The organism is Shewanella mangrovi (genome assembly GCF_000753795.1).
GTDB classification, from domain to species: domain Bacteria; phylum Pseudomonadota; class Gammaproteobacteria; order Enterobacterales; family Shewanellaceae; genus Shewanella; species Shewanella mangrovi.
This window is the reverse complement of the sequence record NZ_JPEO01000007.1, coordinates 105,295-118,701: the sequence shown is the minus strand read 5'-3', so window position 1 is coordinate 118,701 and position 13,407 is coordinate 105,295. Positions and strand designations below refer to the sequence as shown.

Below are 13,407 nucleotides of genomic sequence, written 5' to 3'. Positions count from 1 at the left end.
CGGCACCGCTTGGAGAGCTAGCGGGAGACAATATCTGGCTTATTGGGTTTAGGTGTGGCGTTATCATACCAAGCCAAAAATTGTTCAGCACCTTGGCGCCCTGAGTCGAGCAACGCTTGTTTGAGTTCATCGCTAATATCGAAGTCTGTGGTGTTCACCCCAAGAGTGTCGATATAAACGGTGCGCGCCCAGTCATCACTGTGCAAGTGGGCATTTTGCTGAGCTTCTAACACAGTACGTATCAGTGCCCAGGTGTAGTCAAAAAAGTGGGTGATTTGACGGTGAACCGCTTGTGACGGATCCTGAACTACCGCGATTTCTTCTTTACTATCAAGACGAAACCCTAATGTTTCATGGTTGTAGATGTAATTGGCTGCCGCATTGGAGGCGGCTTGTTGGCGATTCAAGCGCTGATAGTAATCGGTTTGACGGCATTTAGCCGCATCGACATAGCAGCTACGATCAAACAGTTTGATAGGGTAATTATTTAGCAAACCCCCATCCACCATTACATCGCCTTGCGGGTTACGTTTAGCCGCAAAAAAGAGCGGAATCGACATTGAAATCCTGACTGCATCAGCGATAGCGATCGTTGGCGTATGTTCAAACGAAAACACTTCTGAGAACGAGGTGGCGAGGTTAGTGCAAACGAAATAGAGTGCTTTGAATCCATGAGTTGCACGCATAGCATGCACGTCAGCAAAGGTTGATTCACCGTTGCCCGTTTTGGCGGCAATCAGCTCAGCTATCCATTGGCGAAAGAAGTCACCCTTATACCAACCAAACTCATCTAATAGTCGTTGGCTGTCACGGACGATGCCCCATGAATCATCCATAAACTGGTTAAAATCCAGCGACCAAAGCAGTCTTCGGGTCTCATCAAGCGAATAACCGAGCCCAAGTAACACAGCATTAATAGCGCCTGCTGAGGTACCGCCGATACGTTCAATATTCGGCATGATATTGCGTTGTTCGAGGATGGTTAACGCGCCGACATAGGCGATGCCTTTTACGCCGCCGCCTTCAAATACAAGATTTTTAAATGGATATTGCATGTTGCTCTCCATGACCGATTTGCTTGTTTCCTCAACATATTATCCAGTATCGATAGTACAACATCAGCAGTGAACAAACGAAAATGTGAAAAACGTTAAGCGGTTAGTTGATAACGCTTGAGAGTAACTGATCGGAACACTGACAAAAACCTAATGAAATAGTGGCTTTCTGCTAGGCTAAAAATTCAAACAGTTCTTAGTTCGTTGTTGGGACTATCTCAGAACCAAGCTAAAAACATCTAGTGATGAGTACTCTGAACGCAGTTCGAATTAGCAAGATTCCATGTTCGTGAACACTCATGTGTAACATGAGAGGACAATCGAATGAACACCCTTCAAACACGTGAAATCGATGATTTCAAACAGCACTTCCACGGCACAATTGTGACCCCAAACGACCCAGACTATGATGAGGTTCGGCAAATTTGGAACGCGATGATTGATCGCAAACCCGCCATTATCGCCCGTTGTACAGGTGCAAATGATGTGATGGCAGCAGTTAAGTTTGCCCGTCAGCACAAGTTATTGGTATCAGTACGTGGTGGCGGCCATAACATTGCAGGCAATGCCATCTGTGATGATGCGATGATGATAGATTTATCCTTGTTAAAAGACGTCAACGTGGATGCACAGACTCGCCGCGCGTTGGTGTCTCCCGGCTGTACGCTTGAAGACGTTGATAAAGCTACTCAGGCACACGGGTTGGCGACGCCTGTTGGGATTAACTCAACTACCGGTATTGCGGGATTAACACTTGGCGGTGGTTTTGGTTGGCTAAGCCGTAAGTTCGGAATGACTATCGATAATCTGTTGTCTGCCGATGTGGTGACCGCAGATGGCCGCTTACTGCATGCTAGTGATACAGAGAATGCCGATCTGTTCTGGGGCTTACGTGGAGGCGGTGGCAACTTTGGTATTGTCACGCAATTTGAGTTTCAGCTTCATCCGCTTGGGCCAGAAGTCCTCAGCGGCCTCATTGCGTTTCCATTTGAACAGGCGAAATCTGTGATAACGCAGTTTGCACGTTTTACCGAAACGGCACCGGCTGAACTCAGTGTGTGGATGGTTGCCCGTAAAGCGCCACCTTTGCCGTTTTTACCTGAGGAGGTTCATGGGAAAGAGATTATCGTATTGGCACTGTGCTATGCCGGCGATCCTGCCGACGGTGAAAAACTGATCGCACCATTACGTAGTTTTGCAACGGCCTACGGTGAGCATATTGGTGTTCAGCCATTTTGTGCTTGGCAACAGGCGTTTGATCCTCTGCTGACGCCGGGTGCACGAAATTACTGGAAGTCACATAACTTTGAACATCTGAGTGAAGGTGTTATCGATGCGGCCATTGAATATGCGGCAAGCTTACCTTCTGCTCAATGCGAAATATTTATCGCATCGCTCGGCTGTGAAACGGCGAAAGCGGCGGCAGATACGATGGCATATTCCAGCCGCGACGCCAATTATGTGATGAACGTGCATGGGCGTTGGGATGATGCAGCGGATGATCAGGCTTGCATTACCTGGGCGCGTGAGTTTTTCGCCAAGACCAAACCTTTTGCGAGTGGCGGAGCTTATGTCAATTTCCTCACCCAAGATGAGTCGGAACGGACGGAATCTGCCTACGGTTCTAACTATATGAAATTGAAGCAACTTAAGAAAAAATACGACCCCGATAATTTTTTCAAAATTAACCAGAATATTACGCCGGACTGATCGTTTAGCGCAGTACACGATCGAGCATTCAAAAACGAAAAAGCCAAACAATCACGTTTGGCTTTTTTATGTGTTAAAGCAACGCTTAGCTCAGCTGGGCTTTGATGTTATTTAATAGGTACTCAGTGAAGTCTTCGCCATGGTGCGCCAACATTTTCGGGAACATAGAGATTTTGGTCAGTCCCGGGAAGGTGTTGATTTCATTTAGCAGGATTTCACCTTCATCGCTAAGGAAGAAATCAATGCGTGACAGATGACGTAACTTTAGCCCTTTAAAGGCGCGTACAGCGTAGTCGCGGATCTGCTCGATTTGCGTTTCAGAGAGATTGCTGGCTTCCACTTGGGTCGTAGCGTGACTGCTCGCGGCATACTTTTCTTCAAAGGTGTAGAAAGTATTATCGGCGCAGATGATCTCGCCTGGCTTCGTGGCAATCACGTCGCCTTGATATTCGTAGACGGCAACTTCCAACTCACGCGCACGAATGGTTTTTTCGACAATCACATAAGGTGAGTATGAAAAGGCCTTGCTGAGTATTGGCGCAATCTCTTCGCGTTTGTCGACTTTAAAACAGCCAACGGATGATCCTTGAGACGCGGCCTTAACAAACAGTGACCCCCATGCATCAAATGCCGCTTCACAGCGACGAATAGATTCGTCATCCACTTGATTCACAAATAGATAAGGCGTGTTAGGGATGCCGAGAGCTGTAAACCACATCTTGGCGGTGATCTTGTTAAAGCAGTTACTGCTGGCTTCAGACTCACAACCAAAGTAGGGCAGATTAATCAGATTGAAATAGGACTGGATATCGCCAGTTTCGCCCGGATAACCATGAATGCAGGGGATGACGTAATCAACTCGCCATGCGTCAGTTTCGTCATCAAAGCGAATTTCGCGGCGATTGGTTAATTCACATTTTTTGCCGTCTTTGGTGTGATATTGACCTTTGCCATCGAGTGCTAACCAAATCAAATTAACATCAGCTCGGCTGGCTAGACACGACTCAAAGTATTGTGCTGACAGCAGGGAAATATCATGCTCAGCGCCACCGCCACCACATAGCAGTAAAATGTTTATCCGAGTATCCAAATCAATCTCCCTTGCCAAGTTAGCTTGCGCCTAATGCCGCTCATTATGGCGTAATCTGGGGCGACTGTTAATGTAAATTCAAGTGCTTGTGCGCTAGTGCTGAATTTGTCGACAGCGACGGCGTTGCGCTGTTAATGGACCACGACAAAAGTAGCGCAGTTGTGATGAACTGCAGCCCTGCTACGGCCGTCAGTTATCGCAATACGCTAGCTCCAAAGGCGTGATGCCAAGCCGGATGCACGCAGTGTCAGCTGCTTTACGGCGAGGCTAAACACAGCGTCACGACCGCTACAGCTAAAATGCTTTTTGGCACGGGTAATACCTGTGTAGAGCAGTTCACGGCATAAAAGCTGCACTTGGGCACCACGAGGTTGTGGTGGCAACACCATGGTGACAGCGTTAAATTCGCTGCCTTGGCTTTTATGCACCGTCATCGCAAAGCAGGTATCGTGACTTGGCAAACGTGCTGGCAATACCTGCATCATGCTGCCATCGGCTCGCTCAAACCATGCCATCAACCGCTGGCTGGAAGCGTCGGGTAACAGAATGCCGATGTCGCCGTTAAATAAGCCCAAGTTGTAGTCGTTACTGCGAATGATAATCGGACGGCCGCTATAAAATTCCTGTCGCGGTGCTAACAACTCGGCTTGTGCTAGTCGCCGAATAATCGCCAGATTGAGACCATCAACGCCGTATTCTCCAGCGCGCATCGCACACAATACGCGAAATTGGTTAAAAGTTTGCAGCACTTGCTGTGGTTCTGCCTGTTGCTGTACCAAAGCCAAATAGGGGCGATACATTGCCACACAATGGTCAAGTAGCTGGCGCTCGGCATTCATCTCGGCTTGCTGTTCAAACCATGCAAGTTCGGCGTATTGTTGGCGCCAAATCTGCTTGGCCGCGCTCACATTACCTTGATTGACGGCACTTGCTAACATGCCGATCCCGGCATCACCTTTAAATCGATGACTATGGCGTAACATACACAAGCTATCACCCAATGTGCCTTGGTAACTGCCAGCGGCTAGTTGCGTACGACATAGCTGACTCAGGCGCTCGGCTTGCTGGTGGCTATATTGCATCTGCCAGCGTTCACCATCATGTAAGCCATGACAGATATCGGCCAGCACAGCACCGGCTTCTACCGACGCCAATTGATCTTGGTCTCCCAATAAAATTAAGCGTGCATTTTCGGGTAACGCATCCAGCAGTTTGGCCATCAGTGGGAGATCGACCATTGAGGCTTCGTCGACAATCAATAAGTCGAGCAATAATGGATTGCTGCTGTTATGGCGGAACCGCGAATCGTCGGGGATAACCCCCAATAATCGGTGAATCGTCGCAGCCTCTTCTGGGATAAGTGCAAGCGATTGCTGTAGCGGTTGCAATACGCCATTGAGCTCGCTTTGCAAGCGTGCTTTTGAGCCCTTAATCGATTCCGAAAGACGAGCTGCCGCTTTACCTGTTGGCGCGACGAGACGCAGGGTTAATTGCGGTTGCAGATACAACAACAGCAGTAGCACTTTGGTAACCGTTGTGGTTTTACCGGTTCCGGGCCCACCAGTGATTATCGATAAATTACGGCTGAGGGTGGTGGCCGCCGCCACCTTTTGCCAATCGATCTCATCATCGCTGGACGCGAACAGTCCGTTAAGCAACTCACTCACTTGTTGTAAAAATCTTGGTTGCTGATCAAGTTGGGTTGCGATAGCACTATCTTGTGCCAACGATAGCAACTTGCTGGCAACTAGCTGCTCATAACGCCAATAGCGGCGTAAGTACAAACGTTGCTGTTGCAGGACTAGTGGCCGATTTAGTGCATCGTCTGTTTCATTGGCCTGTGGCTGCCAGACCAAAGATGATTGCTGCAATATATCACTGAGCTGAGCGCAGATCTGAGTATCGGTTTGTGCCTCACTGACGATGCGGCAAAATAACGGTTCATTTGCTGAATCATCAGGCTGGATGTGTAACTCGTCGCGCAGTGCAAGCGGATTATTCAGCTCAATATGCGCAAGCGGTAAGCAGCTATGCTGGCTGGATAGTTGTTTGGACAGCAGCGTCAGAAGTAATAACAACATGGGCTCAGTTTCTGCACTGAGTTGGCATAGTTGCAGCGCAAAATGACGATCTAAGGCGGTGATAGCGCCCTGTTGTTCGGCAAACTTAAGTAACTGTGGCAAAGGGTGACTGAGCTGCAGCGATAACGCCGTGTTGACTAGTTGCATCAGAATAGCTCCAGATCCAGTTGCGGTTGCGACGGTGATTGAGGTGAGGGCGGTGGTATATCACCAGTATCATTTGCATCACCACTCAACAGTGAGTCCAGCGCTTCGATTAGCGCTTGTGGTGGCCGATCATAATAAATGCCCGCTTGTGGATATTCGGGTGACATTCCACGCAAGAACAGGTAATAGCAACCACCGATATCCCGTTGGTATTGATATCCCGGCAGGCGTTTGGACAGATGGCGATGTAGTGCCAAGGTGTACAACAGATATTGCAGGTCATAACGATGCGCTAACATTGCGCGATGGAGATTATCGCCATGATAATCAGCAAAACTGTTGCCTAAATGGTTGGATTTGTAGTCTGCAATATACCAACGATTTTGGTAGCTAAAGGTTAAATCGATAAACCCTTTGAGCATGCCGCGCAGCGTCTCGAAACTGAGTCCCGCTTGATAACCGTACTCACTCAGGAGTTGATTCAGTGCTTGGCAATTGAGTTCACTGACCGGCAGATAAAACTCCATTTCCGCCACCGCTTGTCGAGCGCTTAAGCCGCCTAAGCTAAGACCGCTATCGCGTTGTTCATCTCCCAATGGTGCAGTCAGGATCTGTTGGTACCATTCAACCAACATGGGCAGCTGGGCGTCATCAATACCATACTGGCGCATCGCATTGGGTAATACGTCACTGACCGCAGCGCGATAATCGTCGGCATCAAAATCAAGATCTTCCAGTACTTGGTGCATAAACGAGCCGGCGTTGGCGCCTTTCTCGAACAAAAAGCGTGCCGCAGGTATGGTTTCTGGCACTGGCTGTAACGCTTGCAGCGGATCAAAACTTTCGTCATCCATGCCTGGTGTTTGCGGCGGTAGCTCTGTTACCTCTTCTGTGTACGAGGGCGCGGATTGATGCAGCGACTCTTTTATCAAGCCGCTATAACTGCCAACACGCCAGCTAAGCTGCGGTGGCATCTCCAATGTGAGTGGCGTGACGCTCGCGTTTGCTTCATCGCCATTGGCCAAACTTCCAGAGCGTTGCAGTGGCACAATATTGGCGACTGAAATCGCCTCAGAGGCTAAACCGCTGAGATGCTGCTGTATCGCGGCAAAATCTAGGTCCGCACTATCAAATCCTAACAGGTAACCGATAGCGGTATCTGGCAGATAACTTTTAATGCCCGCTTTGAGCTTACGTGAATAGTTTGCAAGTGAGAGATAGCAGCGATAGACCGGACGCGTGAGTGCGACATAGAGTAAACGCAGATCTTCGGCTAACTGCTCCTGTTTTTGCTGCGCCTTACCCGCTTCTTCGCGGGCTAAGTCCCAAATAAGCTGGTTATCTTGGTGATATAACAATGGCTCCGGTGTGCGGCTACTGGCTCCTAAGCTCACAAATGGCACAAAGCAGACAGGATACTCTAATCCCTTACTCTTATGGATGGTGACGATTTGCACCAAATTCTGCTCACTTTCGAGCCGTAACTGTTGCTCTTCGCCATTTTGAGCTTCAAGTAGCTGTTGTTCAAACCAATAGAGTAGGGCCGCAGGGCCGTCGACTTCGGCGGATTTTTGCTGCAATAATTCGCACAAATGCCGCAGGTCCGTCAGACAGCGTTCACCGTTGTCGGTTGCCAGCAATCGCTGGATCATGCCGGTGTCAGCCGCCAATTGCATCAGGCAAGGCATGACACCACGGCTGTTCCAAAGCAGATGCCAGCGTTCAAATTGTGCTAACCATTGGGCGCGGCTGTCTTCATTCAGGTTGAACTGATGAATATCGCCAATACTCTGGCCAATTAACTGCGTCGCCATTGCACTGCGCAGTGCAAATTCATCTCGCGGATTGTTCAGTGCAATCAGTATCAGCGCGAGTTCTCGTGCCTCAACGGTGTTAAACACACTATCGCGACTTAAGAATACGGCACCGATCTGGCGTCGCGACAGCGCTTGCTTCATCGCTTGCGCTTCAAAATGATCGCGCACCAATACTGCAATGTCTTTTGCGCGCAAGCGGCGTGAACCATGTTTATCCTGCAACTGACTATCATGTTGCAGCAGCTTCAATATCTGCTCAGCAGCATCTTCGGCCAGTAGTTCGCGCGCCGTCTCTTTATTGAGGCCATGCTCCGCATCTTCCGCCAACAGGCGCAACTGTAACGCGTGATTATCATCAGCGCTTAGCAGTTGCTTTTGTGCCGCCTGTGCTGGCACCTTTACCTGCTCAAACGGAATATCTTCTCCGGCAAAAGGCGTTGTATGATTAGTAAAAAGGGTATTGACCGCATCGACCATTGCCGCGCTGGAACGATAGTTAGTGCCCAGCGTGTACTGGCCTTGTGTAGTGTGTTTGGCTGCCAGATAGGTGTGAATATCACCGCCACGGAAGGCGTAAATAGCTTGTTTGGGATCGCCAATCATCAACAGTGCGGCCGTGCTTGGCGACGGTGAAACATCGACGTCAGCGGGCTTTGCCGTCAATGCGTAAGACTGCTGATAAATACGCGAAAAAATAGCAAATTGCAGCGGATCTGTGTCCTGAAATTCGTCAATTAAGGCCATTGGAAAACGCTGGGCAATTTCCTTAGCGAGCAGACGTCCGGCAGTATCATCTTGCTGCTGGTGGCCAAGCGCTGTTGCTAAGGTGGAGAGCAAATCGTCGGGGGTTAATACGTTGCGCTGCGCTTTTTGTTGCTGAAAGCGACGACGGATGTTGTCTCGGGCCAAATAAAGAAATGCTGGCTCGACATTGGCAAGCCGTTCATTGATTTCATCTATGAGTGCCATGAGCGGCACTTGTTCAGCGCTAGGCGCGGACGCACTGCTCTTATTGGTTTTGAGATTGGCAAGCGATAGCTTATCGAGCCCATCTTTAGGTGGCAGTTCATGTGCAGATGCTGCCCAGCTATCCATGGCTTCCAGTGCCGCCACAAGTTTCGGATATTCAGGTTGTTTGCCATAGCGGCTTGCGTTGAGCGACAAGCCAAATAGTTGCTCGCAAAGCGCTTCTCGCTCGGCTGGCCAACGTTGTTTTAAACGAGCAATAGCGGGCAGTAGCTGCGCTGCAATTTCATCAAAGGCGATCGGCTGCGGTTTGGCAATGGCTTCAGCATTGCCGAGTAAGGGCCGCAGCAAACCTTGTAATTTTTGCGGTTCTTCAAAGATTTGGTAAATGAGTTGTGCAACCAATCCGCTCAGTGGGTAACAATGCTGGCGCCAGAAATCACGTACGGCATGGTGCAAAAACTCGCTGTCGTCCAGCGTGAACTCAGCTTCAAACAACAAGCTGGATTCAAACGCTAAATCACTCAAAATACGTTGGCAGAAACCGTGAATGGTAAATATTGCCGCTTCATCTAGCGACTTTAACGCCAGATCTAAGCGAATGAGCGCCTGATGACGTTGCTCCTCAGTGAGTGGCGCCAACAGACTGTTAATAAACTCGTCAGACTCAGGCAGACCGAGACAAGCACGATACGCCTGGCGAATGCGGCTACGAATACGATCGCGCAGTTCTTCGGTTGCGGCGTTGGTGAAGGTTACTACCAATATCTGTTCGCAGGTCAGCGCCTTATCAACACCAATGCCAAGCAGCAACCTGAGGTACAAACCTGAGATAGTGTAGGTTTTACCTGTCCCCGCACTTGCTTCGATAAGCCTTGCACCTTGCAACGGTAATGTCAGCGGATTTAATAGTTGTGGCGTCGTGATACTACTCATGATGCGACTCCTTGTGCACTTACGCCGCCATGAGCGACAAAGTCACCCAGCTCTTCTAACTTTCCTTGGTGGTAGAGTGAGTTCAGCGGCTGTAACAGCGTTATGGCGATGCTGCCAAACTGCTGTTCGGTAAAGTCATCTGGGTAGCAAAAACTGCGCTGGAAATGTGGTTCGCTGCCTTCACCCGGATACATGCCGTCCTCCCATACCTTGCGAGCATTCTGCAGGCGCTCATCGTGCTCTCCATCGCTCATGGCATATGCCAGCGAGGTATTTGGAAACAGCATCAATGGTTGTGATTGACCGTGTAAGAAATGTTGTAACCAGACACTCAATTGTTCTTGTGCTTGCGTAGCGTCTAATGGCGCAAAAGCATGGAAATGGCCAATATCCAGCAGGTAGCTATGGCGTTGTACACCCATACCGTTCATCGCTAAATGCCGCAGAAATAACCGAATAATATCGCGTCCTTTCGCTGTGCCGGGACGAAAGTCCACTAAGCCTTTACCGCCCAGGTTATCTAGGTGGCCTTGTAATCTCAGGGTTAAGGCTGGAAATGGCAAATCAATTGCTAGCTTTGTGAGTTTTTCACCGCGTAAGAATTGGCTGCGCTCCACCAAAGGCGCAATATCACGCCGATATTGCCGCAGTGTCAGTTCGTCAAAAGGCGCATTTGGCAGGCGACCACTGGCCTTAAGTTTCTGACTGAGTTGGCTTTGCTGTACTCCATCCTGTTCAAGGGCGTCATCTAGCATTAACGCTTGCAATTGATAACGTTGCAGCGCATTGGGTTTAAACGGTTCATCGTTGTCATCGGCGTTAAGCGCTAGCCCCAGATCTAACTTCAAGCTGCGATTAAAAAAGTACTGTGCCGGATTGCGATAAAAGCGGATAAGCGCTTGCAGTTCAACGAGTTGCAAATTGGCTACCATGTCTGTTGCGGTATCTTGCTCTGCCACCAGCGGTGTTCCTTGCGTAAAAGGCGCGGGTGGCTCAATTTGCGTCGGACACCATTGTGCTGAAAACGAGGGGGTCAGTGGTTGCACCGCGTCAGATGCTAATAGCCTTGTCTTATACAGCGCTGGATCAAATGGCTGCAGTGGTTGCTGTTTGATAAGACGGCTGACGAGAGTGTCTTCCAGCATTGCCAACTGCTCGGCCGAGAGCAAATCCTGCTTAAATTGTGCCGCTAGCGTTTCAGGAATGCAGGTTAATTGGCAGTACTCCAGTAACTCTGCCACCAGCATTGAAGGATTACGTGGACTGTTGTCTCGCTGCGAGCGTCCCACATAGCTGATATATAGCTGTTGTCGTGCTGACAGTAGCGCCTCTAAAAACAGATAGCGATCATCAAGTCGGCGTGAGCGATCGCCTTTACGTGGTGGTTGCTGAGCCATCAGATCAAAGCCAACTGGATGTTGTACTCTGGGGTAGAGACCGTCGTTCATGCCCAGCAAGCAGACCACTTTAAACGGGATTGAACGCATGGGCATGAGCGTACAGAAATTAACTGCACCGGCGAGATAGCGTTGGCCCACTCGGGATTCATCTAATTGACTGCTAAACCATTGCTGCAGAATGCTGTTGTCCAGTGGTTCACTAAATGCAGCATTCGATAATTCTGATTCAAGTTTTGCTATTGCGCTGTTAATCGTCATTAGGGCTTGCGTATCAGCGTCATCAGTCACCTGATAAAAATCATCACACAAGTTGCTAAGTTGCTGAATCCGTTTTGTAACAACGGCTGGCTCTGCAAATTGCTGGCTAAGCTGGTCTATGCTTTCAATAAAATTGAATAGTTTGCCGAGTGCTTGCGCATTCTGACCTTCAACGCCAGCGACAGCAAGCTGTTCAGCGAAGAGTTCGGCTTCGTCTTCTAGGGCATAGCCAAGGATTAAACGTTTCAAGCCTGCTGCCCAGGAGTTTTGTTCAAACGCGGGTAAATCCTGCTGACTTCGACTCTCGGCACTACGGCCCCAACGCACTCCTGCCTTGTCGAGCCAGCGACGGATCAGCGTGAGTTCGTCATCATCCAATCCGAAGCGTTTCAATGTTGCTGGTACTTCGAGAATGGCCAAGACTTCGGTGAGTGCAAAGCGGCTGCGATTGATGTCGAGTAATGCCAGAAAAGCACTGATAAGCGGCGATTCTTGGCTGGCACCGCGATCCGCGATGGCATAAGGCATGTAAAATTGGCCTTCGCGGCGGGAAAACACAGCGTCAATATAAGGGGCATACGCTGCAACATCGGGTAGCATCACCACTATATCTTTCGCTGAGAGACTAGGATCTTTGGCGAGTATCCACTGCAGATGGTCATGCAAGGTCTCGACTTCCCGTAATGGCGAATGACAGCTGCGCAGCAATATGGAGTCATCAGCATCACGCAAAATTCGGCGACCGTTTACGGTCAAATAGAGTTCGCTGTCTGGGCCTAATAAACGGCCGCGGGTTTCCATTTCCAGAATATCTTGCTGAATACCACGCAGTAAGGTGTCATCGCCGGCGGCATAGAATAAGTCATCGCCCAATTCAATCGCTTCAGGCGGTAGCTCCAGCATCAGATCCAGCAATTCACGCCCCAGTTTCCCGTTATTAGCCAATAACGGATTACCCACGATCAGATTTTCCTGCCAGTTAGCAGGTAACTGACGTTTTTCACCATAGGTGAGATTGATACGTGCCCGTGCTTTAGGATTAACGATATCGCCCCAGTAGTGCTGACATGGGCTTAAGCTCAGTACGGTTACCGGAATGCGATGTCCCAATGCCTGTAAAACGCTAAGCGTTTGTGGCGGAATGGAGGAAATGCCAAACACGAATAACCGTGCCGGCAGTTGTGGCAGCTCAACGGCGTCGTTCTCTAGCACTTCCACCAATGCTTGATGCAGATTTGCACGGTGATAACGGCTTAGTCCCAGCGCTGCATTAAAGGCCACTAGTTGTCGCCAAAGTTCAGCTTGCCACGCCTGCTCGCTACTAAGTGCGAAGGGCTGCTCATTGGCTTCCCACGCGGCTATCCAATCCGGGCGATACACCAGATATTGGTCAAATATATCGGCAATACGCGCCGCTAGTTGGTAGCGCTTTAACTCAGGTTGTGATGATTCGGCGCTGAGATATCGTTGTAGCGGTGCGTACAAAGGTTGTGCTATCAGTTGCGGTAGTAGTGATAACAACTTCCACGTCATCGATTCTTTGGTGAAGGCGTTTTCTTTTGGTACATCAGGCAGTAAGGCATGGCAAAGTTGCCAGATAAAGCTCGAGGGAAGTGGGAATTCTAAGCCCGCCGCAATGCTGTTATGCTTGGCAATTTCTAGTCTTAGCCAAGTGGACATCCCCGGGCTTTGCACCAAAATCTGCTCAGCGCTTAACGGCGATTGTCCTGGCAACGGCGTGCGGATCTGGTCGGCGAGGGTGGCCGATAACAACTCCATTTTGTTGGACTGAATAAGTTTAAACATAGGGGCAGACGAGATCCTATTGTTGTTACGCCTTACTTGGCTGTCTAATGCCGATTGTAATGGTCAATGCTTGCGAGTACTAGTTACTGAATGCACACAACGCGACTGATTTTGTGTTGAAAATAATCAATCAAATGTGTT

At 49.5% G+C, this 13,407-nt stretch carries 6 protein-coding genes; 1 reads left to right on the top strand and 5 read right to left on the bottom strand.

The genetic code is table 11. The features are described 5' to 3' along the window. Nucleotides 1-17: 17 nt before the first annotated feature. Nucleotides 18-1,055, bottom strand: a complete 1,038-nt coding sequence (locus HR45_RS11240; protein ID WP_037442988.1) for a patatin-like phospholipase family protein — start codon at nt 1,053-1,055, stop codon at nt 18-20. A 324-nt stretch (nt 1,056-1,379) separates the two neighbouring features. On the opposite strand from HR45_RS11240, the gene HR45_RS11235 reads away from it, so the two are divergent. Beyond that, nucleotides 1,380-2,765 carry an FAD-binding oxidoreductase gene (locus HR45_RS11235; RefSeq protein ID WP_037442986.1) on the top strand — a complete coding sequence of 462 codons (1,386 nt, stop codon included), beginning with the start codon at nt 1,380-1,382 and terminating at the stop codon, nt 2,763-2,765. 85 nt (nt 2,766-2,850) lie between these two features. Here HR45_RS11235 and HR45_RS11230 read toward each other — a convergent pair whose 3' ends face one another. The 4 genes from HR45_RS11230 to recC form a co-directional block, all read right to left on the bottom strand. Beyond that, nucleotides 2,851-3,855 (bottom strand): D-alanine--D-alanine ligase, encoded by a 1,005-nt coding sequence (locus tag HR45_RS11230; protein WP_037442984.1) that lies wholly within the window; start codon nt 3,853-3,855, stop codon nt 2,851-2,853. Between the two features lie 206 nt (nt 3,856-4,061). Next, nucleotides 4,062-6,083: an exodeoxyribonuclease V subunit alpha gene (recD, locus tag HR45_RS11225; RefSeq protein WP_037442982.1), complete on the bottom strand. Its 2,022-nt coding sequence runs from the start codon at nt 6,081-6,083 to the stop codon at nt 4,062-4,064. Then, entirely contained in the window at nt 6,083-9,802 is a 3,720-nt protein-coding gene (gene recB, locus HR45_RS11220; RefSeq protein WP_037442981.1) for an exodeoxyribonuclease V subunit beta, read from the bottom strand. The genes recD and recB overlap by 1 nt, the downstream gene beginning before the upstream one ends. Next, nucleotides 9,799-13,266, bottom strand: coding sequence for an exodeoxyribonuclease V subunit gamma (gene recC / locus HR45_RS11215; RefSeq protein WP_037442979.1), 3,468 nt, complete (start codon nt 13,264-13,266; stop codon nt 9,799-9,801). Before recC ends, recB begins: the two co-directional genes overlap by 4 nt. Nucleotides 13,267-13,407 lie beyond the last annotated feature (141 nt).

Bases quoted from the DNA above. Each gene is read 5' to 3' on its own strand.
- recD (WP_037442982.1), bottom strand. From the start codon at position 6,083: ATGCAACTAGTCAACACGGCGTTATCGCTGCAGCTCAGTCACCCTTTG.
- HR45_RS11235 (WP_037442986.1), top strand. From the start codon at position 1,380: ATGAACACCCTTCAAACACGTGAAATCGATGATTTCAAACAGCACTTC.
- recB (WP_037442981.1), bottom strand. From the start codon at position 9,802: ATGAGTAGTATCACGACGCCACAACTATTAAATCCGCTGACATTACCG.
- recC (WP_037442979.1), bottom strand. From the start codon at position 13,266: ATGTTTAAACTTATTCAGTCCAACAAAATGGAGTTGTTATCGGCCACC.
- HR45_RS11240 (WP_037442988.1), bottom strand. From the start codon at position 1,055: ATGCAATATCCATTTAAAAATCTTGTATTTGAAGGCGGCGGCGTAAAA.